Source organism: Pseudoalteromonas sp. AWM4_233 (assembly GCF_056158285.1).
On record NZ_JBSWSZ010000001.1, the window covers coordinates 636,999 to 658,566 of the forward strand.

The 21,568-nt window shown below is 37.6% G+C and carries 24 protein-coding genes and 1 pseudogene; 9 read left to right on the forward strand and 16 right to left on the reverse strand.

Annotated elements, in window-relative coordinates:
* Window positions 1-61 precede the first annotated feature (61 nt).
* Window positions 62-370, reverse strand: coding sequence for a hypothetical protein (locus ACXAC4_RS02750; protein WP_058028923.1), 309 nt, complete (start codon window positions 368-370; stop codon window positions 62-64).
* A 310-nt stretch (window positions 371-680) separates the two neighbouring features.
* Between ACXAC4_RS02750 and ACXAC4_RS02755 the strand changes: the two genes are divergently transcribed.
* Window positions 681-2,090, forward strand: a complete 1,410-nt coding sequence (locus ACXAC4_RS02755; RefSeq protein WP_475158850.1) for an L-cystine transporter — start codon at window positions 681-683, stop codon at window positions 2,088-2,090.
* A gap of 33 nt (window positions 2,091-2,123) precedes the next feature.
* Window positions 2,124-2,291 (forward strand): hypothetical protein, encoded by a 168-nt coding sequence (locus ACXAC4_RS02760; protein ID WP_475158853.1) that lies wholly within the window; start codon window positions 2,124-2,126, stop codon window positions 2,289-2,291.
* Between the two features lie 180 nt (window positions 2,292-2,471).
* Here ACXAC4_RS02760 and ACXAC4_RS02765 read toward each other — a convergent pair whose 3' ends face one another.
* Entirely contained in the window at window positions 2,472-4,163 is a 1,692-nt protein-coding gene (locus tag ACXAC4_RS02765) for an immunoglobulin-like domain-containing protein (RefSeq protein WP_475158855.1), read from the reverse strand.
* 344 nt (window positions 4,164-4,507) lie between these two features.
* The gene (locus ACXAC4_RS02770; protein WP_390449012.1) at window positions 4,508-4,687 is read right to left on the reverse strand and encodes a hypothetical protein; all 180 of its coding nucleotides are present in this window, start codon (window positions 4,685-4,687) and stop codon (window positions 4,508-4,510) included.
* A 51-nt stretch (window positions 4,688-4,738) separates the two neighbouring features.
* On the opposite strand from ACXAC4_RS02770, the gene ACXAC4_RS02775 reads away from it, so the two are divergent.
* Window positions 4,739-4,864: a hypothetical protein gene (locus ACXAC4_RS02775; RefSeq protein ID WP_475158857.1), complete on the forward strand. Its 126-nt coding sequence runs from the start codon at window positions 4,739-4,741 to the stop codon at window positions 4,862-4,864.
* Between the two features lie 138 nt (window positions 4,865-5,002).
* Here the strand turns inward: ACXAC4_RS02775 and ACXAC4_RS02780 are convergent, their stop codons facing one another.
* Window positions 5,003-5,698: a VC0807 family protein gene (locus ACXAC4_RS02780; RefSeq protein WP_475158860.1), complete on the reverse strand. Its 696-nt coding sequence runs from the start codon at window positions 5,696-5,698 to the stop codon at window positions 5,003-5,005.
* Between the two features lie 161 nt (window positions 5,699-5,859).
* On the opposite strand from ACXAC4_RS02780, the gene ACXAC4_RS02785 reads away from it, so the two are divergent.
* On the forward strand, window positions 5,860-7,053 hold the full coding sequence (locus tag ACXAC4_RS02785; RefSeq protein WP_475158863.1) for an acyltransferase family protein: 1,194 nt from the start codon (window positions 5,860-5,862) through the stop codon (window positions 7,051-7,053).
* On the opposite strand, the gene ACXAC4_RS02790 is transcribed toward ACXAC4_RS02785, so the two are convergent.
* Complete coding sequence (locus ACXAC4_RS02790; protein WP_475158865.1) at window positions 7,037-7,753, reverse strand: substrate-binding periplasmic protein; 717 nt, start codon at window positions 7,751-7,753, stop codon at window positions 7,037-7,039. The genes ACXAC4_RS02785 and ACXAC4_RS02790 overlap by 17 nt on opposite strands.
* A 147-nt stretch (window positions 7,754-7,900) precedes the next feature.
* On the opposite strand from ACXAC4_RS02790, the gene ACXAC4_RS02795 reads away from it, so the two are divergent.
* A complete protein-coding gene (locus ACXAC4_RS02795; protein ID WP_475158867.1) occupies window positions 7,901-8,182 on the forward strand; it encodes a hypothetical protein in 282 nt (93 codons plus the stop codon).
* 51 nt (window positions 8,183-8,233) lie between these two features.
* On the opposite strand, the gene ACXAC4_RS02800 is transcribed toward ACXAC4_RS02795, so the two are convergent.
* Entirely contained in the window at window positions 8,234-8,482 is a 249-nt protein-coding gene (locus ACXAC4_RS02800) for a hypothetical protein (protein ID WP_475158868.1), read from the reverse strand.
* A 244-nt stretch (window positions 8,483-8,726) separates the two neighbouring features.
* On the opposite strand from ACXAC4_RS02800, the gene ACXAC4_RS02805 reads away from it, so the two are divergent.
* A complete protein-coding gene (locus tag ACXAC4_RS02805; RefSeq protein WP_475158869.1) occupies window positions 8,727-8,909 on the forward strand; it encodes a hypothetical protein in 183 nt (60 codons plus the stop codon).
* Window positions 8,910-9,063: 154 nt separating this feature from the next.
* Window positions 9,064-9,312, forward strand: a complete 249-nt coding sequence (locus ACXAC4_RS02810; protein ID WP_475158871.1) for a hypothetical protein — start codon at window positions 9,064-9,066, stop codon at window positions 9,310-9,312.
* Between the two features lie 42 nt (window positions 9,313-9,354).
* Here ACXAC4_RS02810 and ACXAC4_RS02815 read toward each other — a convergent pair whose 3' ends face one another.
* The 8 genes and pseudogenes from ACXAC4_RS02815 to ACXAC4_RS02850 form a co-directional block, all read right to left on the reverse strand.
* The gene (locus ACXAC4_RS02815) at window positions 9,355-10,539 is read right to left on the reverse strand and encodes a vWA domain-containing protein (RefSeq protein ID WP_475158872.1); all 1,185 of its coding nucleotides are present in this window, start codon (window positions 10,537-10,539) and stop codon (window positions 9,355-9,357) included.
* Between the two features lie 4 nt (window positions 10,540-10,543).
* Window positions 10,544-11,002, reverse strand: a pseudogene (locus ACXAC4_RS02820) (AAA family ATPase); the annotation flags it as partial.
* Between the two features lie 493 nt (window positions 11,003-11,495).
* Window positions 11,496-12,545, reverse strand: coding sequence for a ParA family protein (locus ACXAC4_RS02825; protein ID WP_475158874.1), 1,050 nt, complete (start codon window positions 12,543-12,545; stop codon window positions 11,496-11,498).
* Complete coding sequence (locus ACXAC4_RS02830; RefSeq protein WP_475158875.1) at window positions 12,542-12,898, reverse strand: hypothetical protein; 357 nt, start codon at window positions 12,896-12,898, stop codon at window positions 12,542-12,544. Before ACXAC4_RS02830 ends, ACXAC4_RS02825 begins: the two co-directional genes overlap by 4 nt.
* Window positions 12,899-12,995: 97 nt before the next feature.
* Complete coding sequence (locus tag ACXAC4_RS02835; protein ID WP_475158877.1) at window positions 12,996-13,514, reverse strand: hypothetical protein; 519 nt, start codon at window positions 13,512-13,514, stop codon at window positions 12,996-12,998.
* A gap of 82 nt (window positions 13,515-13,596) precedes the next feature.
* Complete coding sequence (locus ACXAC4_RS02840) at window positions 13,597-14,076, reverse strand: hypothetical protein (protein ID WP_475158878.1); 480 nt, start codon at window positions 14,074-14,076, stop codon at window positions 13,597-13,599.
* A gap of 105 nt (window positions 14,077-14,181) precedes the next feature.
* Complete coding sequence (locus ACXAC4_RS02845; protein ID WP_475158879.1) at window positions 14,182-14,754, reverse strand: HNH endonuclease; 573 nt, start codon at window positions 14,752-14,754, stop codon at window positions 14,182-14,184.
* A gap of 117 nt (window positions 14,755-14,871) precedes the next feature.
* Window positions 14,872-15,414, reverse strand: coding sequence for a hypothetical protein (locus tag ACXAC4_RS02850; RefSeq protein WP_475158881.1), 543 nt, complete (start codon window positions 15,412-15,414; stop codon window positions 14,872-14,874).
* A gap of 685 nt (window positions 15,415-16,099) precedes the next feature.
* Here ACXAC4_RS02850 and ACXAC4_RS02855 point away from each other — a divergent pair.
* Window positions 16,100-16,828 carry a hypothetical protein gene (locus ACXAC4_RS02855; RefSeq protein ID WP_475158882.1) on the forward strand — a complete coding sequence of 243 codons (729 nt, stop codon included), beginning with the start codon at window positions 16,100-16,102 and terminating at the stop codon, window positions 16,826-16,828.
* The gene (locus ACXAC4_RS02860) at window positions 16,828-17,277 is read left to right on the forward strand and encodes a 5' nucleotidase, NT5C type (RefSeq protein WP_475158884.1); all 450 of its coding nucleotides are present in this window, start codon (window positions 16,828-16,830) and stop codon (window positions 17,275-17,277) included. Before ACXAC4_RS02855 ends, ACXAC4_RS02860 begins: the two co-directional genes overlap by 1 nt.
* 206 nt (window positions 17,278-17,483) lie before the next feature.
* On the opposite strand, the gene ACXAC4_RS02865 is transcribed toward ACXAC4_RS02860, so the two are convergent.
* Both ACXAC4_RS02865 and ACXAC4_RS02870 read right to left on the reverse strand, forming a co-directional pair.
* Window positions 17,484-19,280, reverse strand: a complete 1,797-nt coding sequence (locus ACXAC4_RS02865; RefSeq protein WP_475158886.1) for a UvrD-helicase domain-containing protein — start codon at window positions 19,278-19,280, stop codon at window positions 17,484-17,486.
* A 4-nt stretch (window positions 19,281-19,284) separates the two neighbouring features.
* Window positions 19,285-21,489 (reverse strand): ATP-dependent nuclease, encoded by a 2,205-nt coding sequence (locus tag ACXAC4_RS02870; protein WP_475158887.1) that lies wholly within the window; start codon window positions 21,487-21,489, stop codon window positions 19,285-19,287.
* Between the last annotated feature and the right edge of the window lie 79 nt (window positions 21,490-21,568).

The window sequence follows — 21,568 nt, forward strand, 5'->3', positions numbered from 1 at the left end:
GTTTTTGCGATTAAGTATTTTGAGTCAAAATAGGGGCTTTTACTTTGATTCTTCTGTGCCGTTAATCTTCTGGCCCTAATAACGTAAAGGTTAAATGCTTGCGCATATCTTTTAATATCACCCCTTTTTTTAGCATGGCTGCGCTTAAGCGTTTCTGCCATTTTAATAAATCTGGTTTTGCTGCTTCTAGCGATTGCTCATCTTCAAACTGAAAGCACAATAACAGCGAGCCTGGAAATAAATGATATTCCACATCGAACCAGCATTGCAGCATGCCAGGAATTTCTTCACGACCTTGCGCTTCGATCATATCTGCGATTTGTAAAACTAAGGCTTGTTGCTTTTGTTGTACTTTTGAAAGCTTCTTCATAAATGAACCAAAAAGACAGAGAGTTAATACTGCACAGGAGTATACCTGAGCTTGAGTGGCTAAAACAGAGAGAGACAATGCGACAAGCATCACTATTTAAGCAATGTCATAACTCGAAAATATATCTCATTCCGATTCAATCTTTTCTCTAAGACAATAATTTATTACTGTGCTGCGTTGAGTAAAAGCTTTAAAAATTATCTTCTAATTTGAGTTTTCCTTCGTATAAGAAGTTTTCGTCTTAACCGATGAATTGATTCAGTCGGTTTTCAGATCTGTAAGTTAGTAACAGTATTAATAGGTTAACACTATGTCTTTCATTGCTATGGTGAGTTTGGCTGTCTTTGCAGCAATACTCTTGGCGCTATTTAAAATACAACAAAAAGAGGCACCACTCTCTCGGTTGGTATTAATCGGTTTATCTTTAGGTAGTGTGTTTGGATTAGCGCTGCAATTCTTCTTAGGTGAAGGACACGCTGCGATTCAAGAAACCTTAGCTTGGACCAATGTGGTCGGCAGTGGCTATGTCGGTTTGCTTAAAATGATCATTATGCCACTGGTGCTGGTGTCGATGATAGCTGCGGTGGTGAAGCTAGATAAGTCAGGGGCACTTGGCAAAATCAGTGGTATCTCCATTTCAATTCTTTTAATCACCACTATGATTGCTGCACTGATTGGTATCACCATTACGCAGCTTTTTGGTCTTACCGCAGAGGGACTGACAGAGGGGGCACGCGAAACCACTCGACTTGCTGACTTAGAAACGCGAATGGAGAAAGTCAGTGATTTATCAATTCCTGAAATGCTGGTGAGCTTTATTCCAACCAATATTTTCCAAGATCTCGCATGGGACCGCTCTACGTCGATTATCGCCGTGGTGATCTTTGGTATTTTAACGGGTATTGCTGCACGTAAAGTTATGCAAGAGCGTGAAGAATTAGAAGCACCTATTCGTACTTTTGTAGAAACATTACAAGCCGTGGTAATGCGACTGGTAAAAATGGTGATTTCACTGACTCCTTATGGTGTTGCGGCTTTGATGGCGAAAGTGGTTGCGACGTCTAGCCTAACTGACATTCTGAATTTACTTGGTTTTATCGTCGCGTCTTATGTCGCTATTTTATTAATGTTTGTGGTACATGGCTTATTGGTGGGTTTGTTTGGTGTAAACCCAAAACAGTACTTTCAAAAGATTTGGCCTGTGTTGACCTTTGCTTTCACCTCGCGAAGCAGTGCCGCGACGATACCGCTGAATGTTGAAACACAAATCAACAAATTAAATGTGCCACCTGCCATAGCAAATTTATCCGCGTCATTTGGCGCAACCATTGGTCAAAATGGCTGTGCGGGTATTTACCCTGCGATGTTAGCGGTGATGGTTGCTCCGACTGTAGGTGTTGACCCGATGAGCTTCTCTTTTATTGTGTCATTGGTTGCGATGATCACCATTAGCTCATTTGGTATTGCTGGCGTTGGTGGGGGCGCAACTTTCGCAGCTTTGATTGTATTGCCAGCAATGGGATTACCTGTGACGATAGCGGCCTTACTTATTTCTATTGAACCGTTGATTGATATGGCGCGCACCGCGTTGAATGTATCGGGCTCAATGACTGCGGGTACCATCACCCATCGTATTTTGGGTGATGCAGCTAATGCAGAAGTCGCATTGGATGACGTATCTTTGGCACAATCTAACGAGCAGTTTTCAAAAGCGTCGTAGTCTCACTCGCGAGTGTTCAGAGTTGGAAGTGCGATGCTTTCAACTCTGATTGCTCAACACCTAAATGTTCTGAAAAGCATTTATTACTTTTTAGCTGCGCTTACTTTTGAAAGAAATGAAGCGAACGCAATGCCACAAGACACTGAAATTGCAGTAGAGATTGAGTATGGATGTTCAGTAAAAGCTGAAATCAAAAAGTAGCATAAATTGAAAGCCGCTAATCCTATCAGAAGTTTTACGTAAATATTTGAAGACATTGATTATGCTTTTTTAGAACAGGTTTATTCTTTTGTACCTAAAAAGGTTGTTCAATACAAGCCATCCATAGTAAAACTTAGCACTATGAATGGCTTAATAAACAGACCAATTAGCCTTAAATTTTTATAACTGGCAAGCGTTATTCGCTAACTTCCAAACTCCCCATTGACCTGTTGTGCCAGGCTCTTCGCCTTTAGTCCACCAACCCGCTTTATAAATATCGCCTTTGTGGCTGACAAGTTGATTGGCTAAATACACGGTATTGCGATCCCAAGGCTGTGCGCATGAGGCATCAGACACGGTAATTGTGCGAACGACTGTCGTTGTTTGCTGCGCACTATCAGACACACTATAAGTCAGTTTAAATTGGCCTACTGTATTTGTATCAACGCTACCTGTAACAGTGATATTAGCTGTTAAATCACCATCTTCTTCATCAACTGCTGTGACACCCGCGAGTGCATTGAAGCTTGAGCCAATTGCCAGTTGCACATCGCTAACACCACTAAACACAGGCTTGTTGCTGTACACTTCTACTGTTCTAGTTGCCTTGGTTTCGTTGCTAGCAGAGTCACTTACGCTATATACCAATACGTATTGGCCTGTTGTTGAAGTATCGACATTGCCTGAAACGATAATGTTATTGGTTAAGTTGCCATCTTCTTTGTCGGTAGCACTGACACCTGCGAGTACATCGAACACCTCACCTTGGCGAACTCGCGCATTGCTCACACCGCTGAATACAGGCGCATTCTTTGGTGGATCGATTACTTGACCATGAATAAATGGACCATAGCTTTTAATAAAGCTTTGGTTGTAGGCTGTACCTGCCGCATTTGTGCCCATATCCCAGTTAACAGACCAAGTCATCACGCCCTTAAGTGGCTGACCTTGCTGTTTTAACTGATTAAATGCGTTGTACAAATTATTCGGGTTTTGAATATAGCCGGATGCCGCAGCATCGTTGTTGGTTGGAATACCAAACACTAGTTTGTCGTGTGGAATTTTATGGAAGCCACGAGTCCCGTTCGCAAGCGAGTCAGACATATAGTAAATGAACTCTTGTTTGAGCGATTCGTTGGTTTGTGCTATCCAACCCACACCATCAACATATACGCCGTCACCACCTTGGTTGTAAAACTGCGGATTGATCCAATCGTAATAACCATTGAGTGCAGTGATGTAAGGAATGTATTTACCCGCTTGTGTTAAATAGGGGAATTCGGGTGCCATGGTCACCAAAAAGTTTTTGCCTTGCGCAGCATAGTGGTCTTTTACAAGACGCAGTGCGGCAGGGATCACGGTTTGGTTATCGTCAGCAGTAACTGCTGTTTGTTCAAGGTCGATGTCTAAACCATCAAAGCCAAACTTATCAGTCAAGCGAATGATTTCATCAGCGAATGCTTGTTCGTCTCCGGTTTTTAGGCCGATTAATGCATCAGCACCACCAAGGGCAAGTAATACACTGCGACCTTGGCTATTTAGTTTCGCAATTTGAGCAATAAAGTCTTGCTCTGACAGCCCAATTTTTGGGTCGAGTTTAAAAGTCGGGATACGCCCCTCAGCAAGGTCATATACTTTCATAAATGAGACGTTGACGACGTTATACTGGCTGTTTACTTGCTCTAGTGTCACACAAGGCGCATTACCGCCTTTGTATCCTGCGCCATCACACCAGTTATGCCAATAACCGGCAACGACCCCATTGGATTGGTTAACCATAAGGTCACCACTGCTCGCTAAGGCACTGCCTGAAGCGAGTGATGAAAGGCCCATTGTAACTGCTGCAACTAGGGTGTTTGATATTTTCAACATTTTATTAATTCCTTTTGTTGTTTTAATGCCATGCAATAATTTGCAGGCGAGTTAGCAACCTAAACTCGGAGTAAAACGACAATTCAGACTTTAGGCTCGGTAAAGACAAGGTAGAGTACGACCATCGATCCTTGATGTACCTTGTGTAAAATAATTGTAAATAAGCTACCGTTATCTATATGTGTTTGGAAAATGAATTTTTCTAATAAAGGTACTTTTTAATGTCAGAAGGGGGAGTTATGAAGGGGCGGGATAAATAAAAGAATCGTGCGACTGCACGACTCTAAATTTTTACTCAGCACATTGAGTCATCTAATTAATATTAGGTGTTGGACTTCTATGCCTTACCCTTCCCAGCATTGTGTAATTTGAGCGCTTTGACAAAGTGCAGGGTGAGTAGGGCACACTAGCCAAGACTGTGGGTCTGGCGTGAAGTAACCTGCAGCAATTTTTGCTGTTTGGTCATTACTTAAAGATTTTTGTGAAAGTTGTTTAAGTGACTGTTTTTTGATTTGTAGTTTCATAATGTTTCCTTGTAAATAAAACGTTAAAAACCTATCGGTAAAAAGCGCACTTTGGCAAATGAAAAAAATGCAACTGGATGGCTTTTAAAAGAAGTGAAGCAAGATTTAAAAGGTGAGAAGAGCAGTCTTAAGAAACAAGTGCTGATGTTTTTAAATACTTTTAAACGAAAGCGATAAATTTGACTATTGGTTAATAGTCGTTGAGTTACGACACTATATAAGCAGCTTTTTGGAATTGAGAATTCATTGACTCCAAATAAAAAAGGCGTATTTGAGTTATATTCATATACGCCTGTTCTAATTTTTAAAATTGTTTTAGTTCTCAGGGAACATTTCTTCTAGAGATAACCCAGATAATTTTTTTATTGAGTTTAGTAAATAATAGAGCGCCACAAAAAATAAAATCATGCTTGGTATGGCTATCACCGGGTAGCTGAGTGCAGTCATTCGGCCAAGTTCATTGTTGAATGCTTCCGTACCTGTTGGACTCACGACAATCATTTTCGCTAAGATGTAATTCATCGCAGAAGAAAACAAAAAAGAACCGCCAAGGATATTCGATGCTGTGGCTTGTATCTTAGGTAGTTTTTCTAAGTTACCTTTTTCTGCGAGTGCTTTTTCTATGCGCGCCACGTCTAACGTATTTTGATTAAACAACATAGTTTTCAAAAGCGGGTACTTAGTGTGTTGACTGACAAAAATCGCGATTGCGATTAAACCCGGTACCAGCGCTTCTTTAATAGCAATATACTTCACGTCGAGCTCTAGTAAGCTGATCCCACCGGTCAATAAGACAGAAACAATACCTAAGATAGAAATAAAACTAAACTTACCGACTTTTTTTAATTCCCAAAGACCAAATCCTAGAGGAAAAGCAAGCGCTACTGCCACACCTAAGCTTGGTCCGAGGTGTTCGTCACCTGAAAAGCGAGTCAGGATGATAACGGGCACTATGATATTGAATAAGAGTTGACTGAAAAATCCACTTGGTTTGTTTTCTTGCTGCGTCACAGAAACCTCATATTAATAACTAAAGCACTGCTGCAGTGTACGTTAAAGTTACTGTCTTCACCAACAAGATAAAACGCGTTTTTTGGTATTTCATCCGAAACATTTCGTTACGTGAATTACTCATAGTGACTCATTATTTGACCCTTTAATGAGGTAAACTCATGAAAACTACCAAGGATGGAAATATGACTACACACAAGCGATATCACTATATTGATAACCTCCGTACTATTGCATTATTACTCGGCATTGTATTTCATGCGGCGCTTGCCTACGGTGCATCGTTTCAAAATATCTGGCTCACGTCTGATGTGACTAACCATATAGCTTTTGATTTTATAGCGAAGTGGACGCACTTATTCAGAATGCCCTTATTCTTTGTTATTGCAGGTTTTTGTGGGGCTTTATTGGTCAATTTAAGAGGAGAAAATAGCTACCTCTTCAATCGTTTGAAGCGGGTGTTTTTACCTTTTCTGGTATTTCTGCCCATAATTTTAGGTTCAACCCTCGCAATCTCATTTTGGGCTGCATCTTTTGTGCAATACAGCCCGCCCATTTTTGAATTGTTCGAGTTAGTTGAATCGCCGACTATCAGCACCATGCATTTATGGTTCTTATTTAATTTGTTTCAGTTTTGTGTAGTGTTTTGGCTACTGTCTAAATGGCAGAGGGGTTACCAAGCTATCATGGGTATTATAAGTCGGCCTATCTTTCTTATTGTGGTTTTACCTTTTGTTGTTGGGGTTTCAATGTCGGAGCAGATGATCCCATTTCCTCCACCAGATAAGCTTTTTCCTCAGTTATGGTCATATGGCTTTTATGGGGTATTGTTTTTGGTTGGCGCAAGCCTTTTTCATCACCATAGTGTGATCCAAAGGTATGAAGAACAACTAGTTTATCTGTTACTTATTGCCGTTGTGAGCAGCTACTTTTATTTTGCCCATTTGCCAGCTCCGTTGGCGATAGAAGATGTGGTGACGGCTTTAAATAATGGCGGGGTAGTGCATGTTGAAGTCGATGCGTTTTTAGTTGTGATGCAAACCTTAGCCATTCTTAGTTGGACTGCGGTGTGCTATTTATCAGGTTACAAATGGTTGAATAAGCCCAACAATTTAAGTCGTTACCTTTCGGATGCTTCTTACTGGGTTTACCTTATTCACCTTCCTATTTTGATGATTATTCAATTTGTTTTTATAAACACTTCATTCAATGTGTTTATAAAATTCAACGTATCTATATTAGTGACTTTTGCTTTATCTATTTTAAGTTATCACTTTTTTGTAAGAAGTACGTTTATAGGCACCTTTTTAAATGGTAAGAAGCACAGGGTTAAAGGGGTTAATAAACTGGCTTAAATGCGCCTGCTTTATAAGCTTTATCAACGATTCTGATTAATTCTGCATTAGATATATTAAGTTTATGTTTTTTACTGAAGCCAAAGGAGGTTTCTTTGGCCCTTGTTTTGTCTAATGAGATAGGTGAAATCCATAGGGCTGAAAGGTCTTGTTCTTTAGATAGAGAAGCAAATTTTTCAGGGCTTACCATAAGAATGTCGATGCGGTCTTTGAGCAATAATGAAAATCCCACTCTGGCGCTTTGAATTGAGATCTTGTCTAGAGATGTGTCTTTATCGAAACGAGGGAAGTAACTTTCACCTCGCGCTACGCCAATAATCTTGCCGTAAAGGTCTTCATATTTTGTAATTGTGATTTTTTTTCTTGAGATAACTTTCAATTGATCTGCTGTTTTGAAAGGCGCGAAAAACGCAAACTGCTTTCTAGGTGGTGTTGGACTTAAACCTGCAACGACATCTACTTCTCCACTTTCTAAGAAAGCCACACAGCGGGCAAAGTTAGGTGACTTAACAAATGTAATCTCTTTATTTAGCACTGTGGCAAGTACCCTCAGAGCATCAATGTGCACACCAGAAGGTGAAGGCTCGAGTATCTGATAAGGAGGGTGGTCGTCAATACACGCTTTTATTTGTTGTGTCTTTGCGTGGGTAAAATGTGTGGTTATTAGTAAAAGTATCAAACATGCTTTCACTAAGTGCATCTGCTTTGGCCTTTAATAATAACAATAAGTAAATTTTAAAGCATGCCTGTACATAATTTAACAGTTTATCTGCAAGTCATCTGACATACTTTAGATGGACTATTTTTTAGTTTAACTCAATTATCAATTTTAAGGAAAGAATGAAAGATGAGCCGTTTGACGACACTTGTTATCTTATTTATGTTAACCCTTAGCGGATGCAGTGTAGATCCTGAAGTAAATTGCTTTTTAATCACAGGTTCACAGCATTGTGCTGAAAGTAACAAAGCGTTGAATAAACAGAATAAAGTACTCAAACAACATTGTTTAAAAGCGCAATTTGACCACAAATTAGCAATTGAAGAGCAAAATAAAAGTGCAATTAAAGCGCATCAAAAATCAGTTGATAAGTATTGTTTAGATACAAAGGAAAACGAAAAAGGCCTTTAGCTCTTATTTAGAGTAAGCGCACACCTATCGCTTACTCTAAAAGTGTGAGAACTATCTTTGACCTGTGGTTAAAGTTGCCACGCCACCCATAAATTCACATGTACTGTAGTCAATCTCAGCATCAAAGGCGTTGTTGTAAACACTTCTATATATCAATCGGTGGGTATTTGCGTCATGGCAAAGTACCTCATAGAAAGTTTCTTTGGCTAATTTTGGTGAGCCAAACTCAACACTTTCGCCTGCTGATGTTGCTGAAATAAAGAATGTAGCAGAAGCGATCATCAATGTTTTAAATGTCATTTTAATATCCTTTTATTAAAAAATTGGTTGGACCTTTCTTGGGTTCATAGCTGATAGTCCATCTTTTAAATGAAAAATTCAAGTTTATATATTGAGCTAAAACGATTTTCAGATGGTGATAGCCGGTAAATTGTTTTTATTTTGTAAATTAAGTAAGTAGATATTGCATTTGATTGACTCTCTCAACTCATTCCAATAATTTGTTAGTTACCCAACACGGGTAATTACTTTTTAAGGAAAAAACATGAAATTAAAATTACAAAAGAAACCACTTAAATCACTATCACAAGATTCCGCTTTACATCTACAAGCAACGCCTCAAGTTGCCGGTGGTGTGAAGATCACTGAGTGGTGTAGTCGTGATAAAAAATGCCTTGTAACAGAAACCTGCTATGTGACAGACAAAAAAGACTGTACGGTGATGTAAACGGTATTTCATTAAGATAGTTACTAGAAAACGGATTTCATTCAAACAGAGCCTGTAGTTATCAGGCTCTTATCCATACTCAAAACACCTGCTAATTTATACTTCTGCAAACACCTGTTATCCTATGCTCATTCAGTATTTAGAGCATGAAGACATGATTAAAGAAAACGACATCATCGAAACACTTAAAGAGCTTGAAGCTTTCTTATTATTGGTGGAAAACGGCGGCTTAGGCCTAACTAATGTTGAAGGCGTTGCTTTAGCAACTAATAACAGTAATGGTCGCCCATTTATTGCGGTATTAGATGATAAACACCAGCTTTTACTTGGTCGCTGGGTATCGCAAGACGTTTTTGAGAATGGCAAAGACATGGTGCGTTTTGGAGTTAAGAAAAAGCACTAAAAAGCCAGTGAATAAAGCGTGTATTCTCACGCTTTATTTAATTTAACTCAGCGCTTTAATTGCCTGTCCAATACCATCTAACGTCAACGGGTACATACGTTTATCCATCAACTCATAAATGATGTCGATTGAGTGATAGTAACGCCAATAATCCACAGGCTGTGGGTTTAGCCAAACGACATTGTCAAAATGATTGGTGATGCGATTTAACCAGGCGCTGCCGGGCTCTTCATTCCAATGCTCAACGCTGCCGCCGGGGTAGTTAATTTCATAAGGGCCCATGGTGGCATCACCGACAAAAATCACTTTGTAATCTGAACCGAAGCGATTGATCACTGTCATGGTGTCGAGCACATTTTGAAAGCGGCGTTCATTGTCTTGCCAAACGTGTTCATAAAGGCAGTTATGAAAGTAGAAAAACTCTAAGTGCTTAAATTCACTGTGCGCGGCGCTGAATAACTCTTCGCAGGTGTGAATGTAATCGTCCATCGAGCCGCCGATATCAAAAAACATCAGCACTTTGACGGCATTATGACGCTGCGGCTGCATTCTTACGTCGAGCATACCGCCTTGCTTGGCAGTGGCTTCGATGGTGTGGTTTAAATCGAGTTCGTCACTTTCGCCACTGCGGGCGAATTTGCGCAGTTTTTTGAGCGCCAGCTTCATAGTGCGAGAGCTGATATCGGCATCTTGGTCGAGGTTTTTAAACTGACGTTTGTCCCAAACTTTCACTGCGCGTCGATGGCGGTTGCCGTCCTGACCTATGCGAATACCTTCTGGGTTATAGCCGTAGGCACCAAATGGTGAAGTGCCACCTGTGCCAACCCATTTGTTGCCGCCAGCATGACGTTTCTGTTGCTCTTTCAAACGCTCGGCAAGGGTTTCCATAAGTTTGTCTAAGCCACCGAGAGACTTAAGCTGCGCTTTTTCTTCTTTACTAAGCTGTTTTTCAAACTCTTTTCTTAGCCAATCACTGGGCAAGTTATGCTGTTGTAACTGACTAAAAATATCTATGCTTTCAACGCCTTCAAAATACTCGGCAAAGGCGCGGTCGAATTTATCGAATTGGGTTTCGTCTTTGACTAAGCACAATTTGGCAAGCTCATAAAAGCCATCGATGTCGGCAAATACCACTTGTTGTTTTAAAGCGTTAATTAAATCGAGTAGTTCGCGCAAGCTGGCCTTTACGCGATACTTTTTTAGGGTGAAGAAAAAGTCGATAAGCATGGAGTTAACCGCGCTTGGCCATAAATGCTAACTTTTCTAATAGGCTGACATCTTGCTCGTTTTTAAGCAGTGCACCGAATAGTGGCATTAACCCGCCTTTGTGCGTTTTATCGTGAAGTGTCTTAGCATCGATGTCTTCGGCCAATAATAATTTAAGCCAATCGATTAATTCACTGGTCGATGGCTTTTTACGTAAGCCATTTACTTCGCGTAAGTTGAAGAACACGCCCAGTGCAGTTTGTACCAACTCTTGTTTGATATTTGGGTGGTGTACATCAATGATGCTGGCCATTTCTTCAGGTGTTGGGAAGTTGATGTAGTGGAAGAAACAGCGGCGAAGGAATGCATCTGGCAATTCTTTTTCGTTATTTGACGTGATAATCACGATTGGGCGTTGTTTGGCTTTAACAACTTCTTGTGTTTCATAGACATAGAACTCCATTTTGTTGTTGTATAGAATTAGTCAATATATTATTTTGTGTAGATGGTTGGTTAAGTCCTTTATTTATAGGCTTTCTAGAAATAGTATAATATATTAAAAGGTATACCATTGTACTTTTTGCATGAAAAAATAGTATACCAGTGCAAGTTAAATTTTAATCTCTCAACGTCGAATCCGTCGATCATCCATACATTTAATTTGCTTTGTTGTACAACCTATTTCTCTTCGCTTTTGTCTAACAAAGTGACAATCAATGAAATCAACAGTGAACATGGCAATGTAATAACCAAAGCGGAAAGTAAATTTAAAAATGCGACGTCTTTTAGCCCTCTATCTCCTAAGACCTTTATAAATGCAATAAGCAATACCGATAACTCTATGAAAATTGTATTCCTAAGTATCGAGTCCCAAAAAGGTGATTTACTAAATTTAAATTTCGTCATTTGTTTAAGAGTGTATAAAGCCCCAATATGGGGCTAAAATGTGTAACGAAGCGAAACCGAGCGAACAGTTTTTAGTCTCGCTTAATTGGCTTGTTAGGCTTCCCCCAGAAGAACAACCTCCGTGCTATTGGTAAAGTAAGCATAATTACTCCGTAAAGAAGTAAAATATCTTTCATTTGAAATTCACCATAAGCAATAAAGTCAAAGAAGAAATAACCAATTAAAAATACAAATGACATTATTACACTAAGGCGTTCAAAACGATTTAAAAATACAGGAGAATTCATTCCTCCGGGCCATAAATCTGTTTTAGGAAAACGTTTCATATTTATTTTATGAGGCATATCCTCTCTATTAGATAACTTGTTCCATGTTTCAGCTAATGCATAAGCGTAACGTGTAGTATTAGCGCTATCCCAAAATCTATCTGATCCAAATTTCTCGAATAAATCTACATCAAAAGGTATTTGACCTACAACATTAAAGTCGCTGCTAATACGTTCCATTGCATCTTGATAATCATCAAACGATCTCATGAACTTCATTTTATTAATGATCGTGTAAACCTTGCCACTCTTACTTGTATTGAGGTGTCGAAGTAAGTTCTCATTTGTTGTCTTAGAGATCGGGTCAGATTCAGAGACAGATATAGTAATGTCACATACACGGCTAGTTTCTAAAATTAGTTCATCAACACCTGCACGATTATCTATAAAGATATAGTCATAATCAGTTTCTTTTAAGATCATTAAAAGATGATTAGTTTTGAATACTGTGTCGTTTTCTATTTCCAAGTAATTTAGTTGTGCTTCGATTTCACCAACAGCAGGTAAAATATCTACTTCATAAAAACGTTCTTTTGCAAATTCGTAGCCACTTCTATAAGGTGAATCTTCAGTAAGTCCATAAAAATCTGCGACTGTTAAGTCAGATGTGATCTTTCTTTTTTCTTTACTAAATAAATAATAAAAATGACTCAGCCCGCGAACGAATAAATCAAAATCTACAACTAAAACTTTTGCCCCTTCCTGTGCAACCATTCTGGCTAGTACAGCAGTAAGTAATGATTTTCCAGTACCGCCTTTTCCACTTACAACATTTATTAAAGTTGGTTCACTCATGACTTAGCCACCTTGATAATTAGTGCAATACAAGAAATTCCTGCCAGGATTAATGCAGAGGGTAAAGCTGATTGATTTAACCCTTCTAAAGTAGATAACATTTCTTTGTGGCAGATAGCATGATAAATAATCATTACAATAGAGCCAGGCAAAAAGCCTAAAGCTAAATTAAAAAACCATGACTTTTGATTGTTTCCACTTTTAAAGTTATCGTTATTGTCGATATAAGCGAAAGATAACACAATCCCGCAGAGCCACATGATAAATAGCCCTACAGCGACTGGCGGTGAACTCGCCAATTGTTTTAATGCTGTTGATGTAATCTCATCACCAGCTGCTGTTTTCCCTGTCATTTAAAATACTCCGATGATGACAATGACTTTGTAAGCCTAACGCCTTAATAAACGGCGAAAAATAATAGGCTAAAATAAGCGACGAAGGAACGCAAGCCTACTGTTTTGCGTCCATTGTTGAATTGACTTTTGATGTGTGTTTATCTGCTTTACCTAAATTACCTGACTCTGCTTCTTTTTTAGATTTATCCCACTCTTTTTTAATTAACTTCTGAGTGTTCAATTCAAAGGATTCAAGTTCTGAATCTAAATTTATTGGCGTATTACTATCTTCAGAGATATAGCTGGAAAATTTTTTTAATGAAGCTAATAATTTTTCGTCTAAAGCGTGGCCTTCGTTTGGATTTAACCTTAAACGTAATTTCACTCTCTTTTGATGAAATTGTTCAATTAATACTTGATCAGTTTTTATGTTTTCTCTGCGCAATAATGTACTCAACTCAGCGGTAAGTTCACGCATATCACTTCGCCATTGTGCGCGCTCAGTTGTAATGACCTTTGTTAGCACATCAAGCTGCGTATCTTTAGATTTACCAAAGGTAGTAAATAAGGATGCAACAAAAACAAGTATTGCGCCGATTACAGCACCCATAAAACTAAAAATAGCAACTTCCATTTATAATTACTCTCCGAACTAATGATACACATAACGCCGCATTGCAGCAGTTTGTCCGCTGCAATGCCTTGTTAGGGCATTACTATAAATAAAACTTTACTAATGTCTCTACTACATTCTGTAGCACTTTCATTGCTTCTTTTGTCGTTACTGAAGACGCATTTGACACTGTTTCTGCCTGTTCTTCCAAACCTGCGAGCTGCTGTCTAAGCTCTGTTTCGGAAGATGCTTTAGTTCGTAACTCGCTTTCCAATACAGACAGCTTTTGTTGATATTCAGATTTTATCTGCGCCACTTTTTGATCGTCTGGCATATCTGCAATCGACTGATAGAACTGGAGTTGTTTTTCCAATAGGTTTATTGCTGCTTCATGATTCTTATTTGTAACGCTTTCTTGAGCTTCTAACAAAACGATCCGTTGCTCTAGAGCTTCAGTTTTTGCTTCGTATTTATCTTTTATCGCAGTTCTAGACATACGAGAAACATGAATTAGAAACCCTATTATTGTCCCGAATAATGCGATATTTATTAGTCCTGCATAGGTGTTTATTGTTTCTAACATATTTGTTCCTTGCGTGCCTTAACGCTCCGCATAACGGGATTTAAAAGTTTTGGCTATAATAGCGAGCGTAGCCAAACTTTTAAAGTCCATGCGTTGGTGCGAGTGTTAGAGTTTTTTATACGCAAGAGCCACTTTTTCATTAATAACTTCCGATAACTCTTGTGAATCACGCATAAGTTCAAGAATACTTTCCCAATTTTTCCAATGCATACTCCATACTTCCTTACCAACAATGGACTCAAAATCTAGCTTTGTAGGCTTTTTCCACTTTTCATATTCATCTAACAGCCTCATTCGTTCTTCTAAGCTAACAACACCTTTAGATTTTGGAGATAGAGGGGCATCACTAACCATCCACACGCGCCAATCTTTGTTCCCTTTGGATTGATTGCACTTTCCACAGCTAGGAACAAGGTTATGTATTTCCGAGATATAACCTGTTGGCTGTTTATTTATGACTAAAGGACGAAGATGATCCCACTCCGTTGCATCGGCGCCACAATAAGCACACTGAAATTCGTTATAAGGCATTTCCAGTACATCAAGAGCCTCTTTGACTTCTTGTTCAGTAGGATATATTACAGGAATGACCGAGTTAACAAATGCGTTTGTAATACTAGAAGATCTTCCTGTTATCTTCATTGGTTTGGGCATTTTAAATAATGAAAGATAGTTCATATATGCGTCCGAAAACTCTAACGCTTTGCTAAGCGGCGATAAAATAGCTGGCTAAAATTAGCGAGGAACGAGCAAAAGCCAGCTGTTTTTTGTCCGTTTGAGCGACTTGTTATGTGGCTATTCACGCCCATGTAGGACATCATTTCGATATTCCCAAAATTCGTACAAATTGAAGCGAGTTTTAATAATTAAATCTACGACCTTTTCGAGTGACTCTTCAGTAAACTGTACGTATTCTTGGTGCATCCCTTTTTTGGACATTTTTAGACGAACATAGGTGTAACCCTCATCATCTGTACTTTCCCAGTTTGCATGTGCTACCAAATTTCTCAGTCGCGCAGATTCTCTTAAATCTGTAATTAATTGCTCGTATCCATTTAGTTGCTTATCTAGACCAATTTGGAAGTCGTCACAAAAGCGCTTAAGCAAATCGACTTTTGCTGAGTAATTCATTTTATTTAAAACAATGAGACCAGTGTAGTCAGTTCGATCCGTAAAGTTTTCGCATAGTACCGAATCCAATGAACTTTCAAGCGAGTTAAAGCATATTACGATTAAACCAATATAAGGTATTGCGCTGTCTAGATACTCTTCTACTTTGTCTTCATCTTCTACTTCGTGGGACAAATGCTGGATGAATTCTCTAAGTTTAGTTTTCATGCGGAGTCAGCCCTCCCATAGACTCATAATAATTTAATATCGACCCATTAGGTCGCTTTTCCACCAAGTAATGGGTTATTTTAATCATTGTACCAGATTTATCATACTTACTAACTTGTTGCTACATATATACTTTTAACCATTATAGAAATTATGAAAAGTATAAAAACAACCCAATGGGCCGTTTTCCTGTATATAGGAGAAATACATAGCAGCTGGACATAAAATCAGTGTTAAAAATAATTTTTAATGTCCGTTACTCACTCATTACTGCCAGATGCAAATTTAAATTCAGTGAGTTATTTCCGGTAAGTGTAATAAGTAGTCATTAGTCGATTAAAAATTAATATCTATATCATTGCTCGCACCGTGTATGGTTCTCAACACAACGTCTATCAGTTTGTTCGTTTTTTGTCCTTTAGAGCGGTAGTTTGTGCCTTTAAGACTAAATTGGTACTTTCAGCTTAGTTGTTTACTCAAAGGTTGTTTGCAACAATATAATTTCAGCTAGTCCACTGGTTAAATTAAGTCCATATATCTAAATGGCATTTGACAGCAACTTCGCATTTAGCAACGGACTTATATCTTTTATCAATAGTTTTTAAATTAATAACCACAGATAGCAAATACAGGCGAGCGAAGCACCTGAATAAAGCTAATGGTATTTAGTATAAAAAAGACTTTTATGATTAAAGATTTTTCTGACTTACATTTCGAAAACAGAGCGAAAACGTTCTGTGCCTTATTTTTAAAAAAATTTCCACATCTGAGTTTACAAAAGACGCAAAAATCTTTCTTAGTTGCGGCAGGTTTTACAAAACACACTAGATTATCTTCTCTCAAAAATATCCCTTTTTGCTTTGAAGTCTCCTGTGATGGAGTTGATTCTTTCGTCAAATTATTTCGTAAAGAGCTTCTACCTCAGCGCAGGTTAAAAAAAAGAGAGATTGAAGAGTTTTTGTGTGAGGCATATGGGTTCCACAGCTTTGAAAATTTCAAATCTTATCTACATATCTTTAATAACTTAACCAATGACAAGTGGTCTTTTGAACTTTTGGACGAAGAGCAGGGAAACGTTAAAGCAGTTAAAATTTTAAAGCCCAAGCAATTAGAGTTTACAAAAGGAAGAGTTATTTTATTACCGAAAGAGCAGTGTATAAGACTGAAACAAATTGATAATTATTATATTGCATCTCTTGAATATGAAGCATTGGTTCACCGCTCTTCAAGTTTTGTAAGAGTATTCCCGTGCTCTACGCCAGAAACAGCAAAAATAAGAGCGCTGGCTAAAGTGATCGCATTTTATGGCCCAGAGGCGTGGAATTCACTTCTTCACTCAGAAAATGCACTGCGTCAAGTAGATAAGAAAATTCAGAAATGGCGTGAACTAAATAACATTAATGGGGTTTTCTGATGGCTACGATTTACATTGATATGGACAATGTGATTTGCGATTACAGTGCTGCACATAAAGAAGCTTTGAGCCGAGAACCTGGTATCCTTTACCCTCAGTCTCAATATGGTTTCTTCGCGAACCTTAAACCTATGCATGGCGCGATTGAATCGTTAGTAGAGTTATCAAAACGCAATGAAGTTTACATTCTGACAGCGCCCTCTATTCGCAACCCATTTTCGTATGTCGAAAAAAGGATTTGGGTTGAGAAATGGCTCGGAATGAGCTTTGTAGAGAGACTCATTATCAGCCCTGATAAAAGCCTAGTTCGAGGTGAAATTCTCATTGACGATCATGACAGCGGAAATGGTCAAGATAAGTTTGAAGGTTTACTTATTCAGTTTGGAAGTGCTCAATATCCGAATTGGTCTGAAGTTCTTTCTAAGCTTTTATGTTTGGTCAGAGAATAAATACAGGTGCTTTATCTACGCTCTATGAATAACTTTTCGTAGAGCACTTTTCACTAACCCTCCAATTTACATTTTTTTATTTATAGATTTCCAGTTGTTTGAATTAAAAGGGGTTATTTTTATACTGGTTTATTATCTCCATTTTTGGGGAGGATAATAAACCAGTATAGCCACTTTTGGCTCAGTATATTTCAAAGCAAAGCTAGTTAGTGTGAGTATACATCTCGATCATAATTAAAATTATGAGCTGAAAGAATATCTGTTGCTCTTTTAGGATATTTTAGAGGGCCTCGTCCTTTTTCCGAAAAAAGATATAAATGTTTTCTAGCTCTAGAACCAATTACATAAATAAGCTTATGAGCACTGTAATGGTCTTTCTCGCTAAAGTGGGGAACAATATCTTGCAATAGGCCATAGGCTAAAACCACGTCAAATTCAGCACCTTTGATACCATGTATCGTGGATACTGTTATACCAGTCTTCTTTTTGTAAGCATTTCTAAAATCGACAATACTACCAGCATATTCTGCATTTTCTTTTTGTATTCTCCCAACCCGATTTCTGGCACTAGCAAAAAAAGCATCATGATGTTCACTTAATATATGAGAACATTTATATTCAAGACCCATTCCTTCAGCAAGAAGATCAAATGCCTCATGCAAGTATTGTAAACCATCAACTGTTGTTATATTTATTGCATTGAGTAATCGAAGTAACTCTTTAGGTTTGGTGATTTTGACAGATGCATCATATTCTCGAAGTAACTCCAAAATATCATTTGCCCATCTAAGTCTTCTAGAATAAAGAGCTGGTGAAGGCTCAGTTAACAAAAGTCTAGACAACTTATACCAAAAATTATCTTCATCTCTTGAGAATGGGGTTAACCCTGGCCCATTAAAACTATATTCTGGCAGTAATGACGATAAAGCTCTTGTCATGCTCCCAATATGTATCCACCAAGGCGCTATAATACAAATTTCACTTTTTTTAATTCCTTCTGATTCAATATGGTAACGAATAAGTCGAGCTAAATTAGCCGCAAGTTCATGTTTTTTTATACTTTTATTATAAGACACAATTGATGGGAAATCAGAATGTTCTCCTGACGCGACAATATCAGAAGGAAAAACTCTATAATGCGAAAAGTGAGATACTATTTTTTTAGAGCTTCTATAGTTCTTAGTTAAACCTAATAGCTTGAATGATTGATTAGTTCTCTCCTCCAATTCCTTGAGGGAAATAGCATAACCACCTAATGAACCAAATATGGCTTGATTAGGGTCTCCTACAATAAATGCTTTAACTTTTTCTCTATTACTTTTTATTAAGTCGCCAAATATTGCGTATTGAATCTCTCTTGTATCTTGAAATTCATCTATCAAGATATAAGAAATTAAGTTGCTTAAATTTTTTGCTACTTGAGGAAACTTTCGAAGTATTTGATATGAATAAAGTAGGATTTGTTCAAAATCTATCTGGTTATTGGCAGCTAATATTGCTTCGTATTGCTCAATAACTCTAGCAACAAAAGCTTGCTTTCCTGTGTCACATGAATAAACAATTCCTTGAGTCGTATAGTAGTAATTACAATCGTAATAGCTAACTTTTTGAGAAGCGTAAGGCTTACATAACTCATCAAGAAGTTGTTCTGTGTCATATGAATCAATGACTCTAAAACCTGACTCCAACCTTGGATGTACTGATGCGTATGGCTTGACGATCCACTCTAAGCAAAATGCATGAATTGTCCCAATCCACAATTGAGTTATATCAACGCCTAACAATTCAATTCGTTCTCGAATTTCATCCGCGGCTCTATTGGTGTAAGTAATTGCAACAACCCAAATTTTATTACTTTCTAACGCTATTAATTCCTTCGCAATCTTATATGTTAGGGTTCTAGTTTTACCGCTACCAGGGCACGCAACTAAGTATACGTTATCTGTCGCTGATATAGCGTTTAACTGTTCATCATTTAAGTCTGTTTCATCCCATAAAAGCATATAATTACAACATCCTTAAAAAATTATTACTGGATAGTTGTATATCTTCTAAAAAAGACTTTTTCAGCTCCTTTATTGATCCTCCCGCCTCTTCAAAATCTAAAAGTTTAGGTAAGAAATTAAGAATACCCTGCTCAATAGGTAACAAATACTTATTCCAAACTTGATAAGTTTCATTTTCTTCATCAAGTGTTTCAATTAGTTTTCTGTTATGAGAAACATACTCTTGAAGACTTTCAAAACGATATTTTAAAATCTTATAAATTTGCTTTTCAGTAAAGTTTTCATGTGCGAATATTACGGCATTGCAAATATACTCCGGCACAGTTACATTGCAATTAATATGTTGACCTAGAGAAATAGCAAACCAACCTTTACCAAGCTTGTTAGCCATTGTTAATGCTCTTTTTCCTGAGATAACTATATCTTGATTAAGTAACTCTTTTTGTGACTTGGTTATGGTATCTGGATCAGAATAAACTGCATCCAAAACACTTACCAAGTAAGAAGCGTTAGAATTCTTTATGAAGTCAACTTCAAAGGTGTGCTCAGCAAAAAATGAAGATACCCACTTATTTCCCCGACTAAATTCTTCAAGTTTTTCTTGTCTCTCTTTGCCTGACTTCTCAGATCCTTTAGCTTTATTTTTAGCTCTTAATTCCGATTCACCATCGTTATCATTCGGCTCAAAACTAAAGAATGCTTTATCAAGGTCAGTAATAATTGCACATTTTTTCCTGATACGATCATCATGAAACAGAAGAGCGATATTCGCGAATCCCGTGCTTCTCATATTAACTAGAGTTATACCTAATTCATCCAGTGATAAACCTAAGGATTTTTTGACTAGGGTAGGGATTAGAATCTCTTCAGCGTCTCCTTCTACAAGGATGACACTTTTAGCAAAGAGTAAATTGCTTCGAATAGCATCAAGATATCTCTCAACAAACATAATCTGTGGCTTATTCAAACCAATAGAAGGTTGAAAAACGGCACAGCCATCACTTGTTTTTGAGAGAATATTTATGTTTTCAATGTTACTAACTTCTGAAACATGACTAGAGTGTGTTGAATAGATTATTTGGGTTTCAGAATTCCCAATTTTATCAAATAAAGTTTTTTGGATATGTGTATGAATATGAGCTTCAGGCTCTTCAATCAAAAGAAAATTAGCTATGGATTCTTCTGGGCGTTGATATTTGAACTCTAGCAACTTTAAGGTTAAATAAATTAAATTTGCTCCCCCTAAGCTCATCTCGTGAATAGCACCTTCATGCTCATCATCTGACTCATCAACAAATAACTTTAAAGATTGGAACAATTGTTCTGCTTCTCTTGATAGGCCAGATTTTACAGATAAAGAAGTTGGAGAATATGTGTCACCCAAAGTTTCGCTCAAAGTATCTTTAATATCAACTTTGATATCTTTAACATCACTTAATGATTCTATTGATTCATTTAACTCATCAACAATCCCTACTATTGGTTCAAACTCTTCATCTTTTATCCTTTCACTTTTTAACTTTAGTAAATTTAATAAAGGATTAGTTCGATTACTTCGAAAGTCAGCAACTACATCTCTTAAAGCTTTAACAAACGTAAATGATACCTCGTTAGGCATAGATAATATTTTTGGTAATGAAACTCCGATATCTTTTTGTGATATTTGAGAAGGGAAAGATGCTGAATTAAAATCACCAACTATTTTTCTATATACGTCATCATTTGAAAAATCAGCTTCGCTTTTTCCTGTAAAAACGGTTTCATAATCGGCGATTGAAATGTCATTCTGAACTTCTAAAAGCTCGTCAACATCTCCATCTTCAATTTCTGAAAGTCGTTTTCTGATATGTGCTTTGGGCCTAAAAATTAAATTATAAGAAGCTTTCTTCAAAGGGGTATCACTTAGTTGAGCAGTTCCATGTATAAACAAAGCTTGGCTCACTTCATCCATACCAATGTCGCTAAACTCTAAACTAATCACGATCCAGTGACCTTGCCAAGGGGCTAATTTCCTACAAAAATCATCTTGTATCAGATTCGATGCAGAACGCGGTAAATTATTGTCAAGCAATAACCTAATGGCTCTGAAGACGTTAGTTTTCCCAGCACCGTTTTCACCTATAAGGGTATTAATTCCTCTATTAAATGTTAGAGTCGAATTCTTAAAGTTCCTATAATTTCTGAGAGTGAGCTTTGAAATATGCATTATTATTCCCTTAATGTAATAAAAGGCATCAAAAATTGATAAGTGCCTAATAAACATCATTTAAATCATATAATCTATA

Bases quoted from the DNA above. Each gene is read 5' to 3' on its own strand.
- ACXAC4_RS02750 (WP_058028923.1), bottom strand. From the start codon at position 370: ATGAAGAAGCTTTCAAAAGTACAACAAAAGCAACAAGCCTTAGTTTTA.
- ACXAC4_RS02755 (WP_475158850.1), top strand. From the start codon at position 681: ATGTCTTTCATTGCTATGGTGAGTTTGGCTGTCTTTGCAGCAATACTC.
- ACXAC4_RS02760 (WP_475158853.1), top strand. From the start codon at position 2,124: ATGCTTTCAACTCTGATTGCTCAACACCTAAATGTTCTGAAAAGCATT.
- ACXAC4_RS02765 (WP_475158855.1), bottom strand. From the start codon at position 4,163: ATGTTGAAAATATCAAACACCCTAGTTGCAGCAGTTACAATGGGCCTT.
- ACXAC4_RS02770 (WP_390449012.1), bottom strand. From the start codon at position 4,687: ATGAAACTACAAATCAAAAAACAGTCACTTAAACAACTTTCACAAAAA.
- ACXAC4_RS02785 (WP_475158863.1), top strand. From the start codon at position 5,860: ATGAAAACTACCAAGGATGGAAATATGACTACACACAAGCGATATCAC.
- ACXAC4_RS02790 (WP_475158865.1), bottom strand. From the start codon at position 7,753: ATGCACTTAGTGAAAGCATGTTTGATACTTTTACTAATAACCACACAT.
- ACXAC4_RS02795 (WP_475158867.1), top strand. From the start codon at position 7,901: ATGAGCCGTTTGACGACACTTGTTATCTTATTTATGTTAACCCTTAGC.
- ACXAC4_RS02800 (WP_475158868.1), bottom strand. From the start codon at position 8,482: ATGACATTTAAAACATTGATGATCGCTTCTGCTACATTCTTTATTTCA.
- ACXAC4_RS02805 (WP_475158869.1), top strand. From the start codon at position 8,727: ATGAAATTAAAATTACAAAAGAAACCACTTAAATCACTATCACAAGAT.
- ACXAC4_RS02810 (WP_475158871.1), top strand. From the start codon at position 9,064: ATGATTAAAGAAAACGACATCATCGAAACACTTAAAGAGCTTGAAGCT.
- ACXAC4_RS02815 (WP_475158872.1), bottom strand. From the start codon at position 10,539: ATGCTTATCGACTTTTTCTTCACCCTAAAAAAGTATCGCGTAAAGGCC.
- ACXAC4_RS02825 (WP_475158874.1), bottom strand. From the start codon at position 12,545: ATGAGTGAACCAACTTTAATAAATGTTGTAAGTGGAAAAGGCGGTACT.
- ACXAC4_RS02830 (WP_475158875.1), bottom strand. From the start codon at position 12,898: ATGACAGGGAAAACAGCAGCTGGTGATGAGATTACATCAACAGCATTA.
- ACXAC4_RS02835 (WP_475158877.1), bottom strand. From the start codon at position 13,514: ATGGAAGTTGCTATTTTTAGTTTTATGGGTGCTGTAATCGGCGCAATA.
- ACXAC4_RS02840 (WP_475158878.1), bottom strand. From the start codon at position 14,076: ATGTTAGAAACAATAAACACCTATGCAGGACTAATAAATATCGCATTA.
- ACXAC4_RS02845 (WP_475158879.1), bottom strand. From the start codon at position 14,754: ATGAACTATCTTTCATTATTTAAAATGCCCAAACCAATGAAGATAACA.
- ACXAC4_RS02850 (WP_475158881.1), bottom strand. From the start codon at position 15,414: ATGAAAACTAAACTTAGAGAATTCATCCAGCATTTGTCCCACGAAGTA.
- ACXAC4_RS02855 (WP_475158882.1), top strand. From the start codon at position 16,100: ATGATTAAAGATTTTTCTGACTTACATTTCGAAAACAGAGCGAAAACG.
- ACXAC4_RS02860 (WP_475158884.1), top strand. From the start codon at position 16,828: ATGGCTACGATTTACATTGATATGGACAATGTGATTTGCGATTACAGT.
- ACXAC4_RS02865 (WP_475158886.1), bottom strand. From the start codon at position 19,280: ATGCTTTTATGGGATGAAACAGACTTAAATGATGAACAGTTAAACGCT.
- ACXAC4_RS02870 (WP_475158887.1), bottom strand. From the start codon at position 21,489: ATGCATATTTCAAAGCTCACTCTCAGAAATTATAGGAACTTTAAGAAT.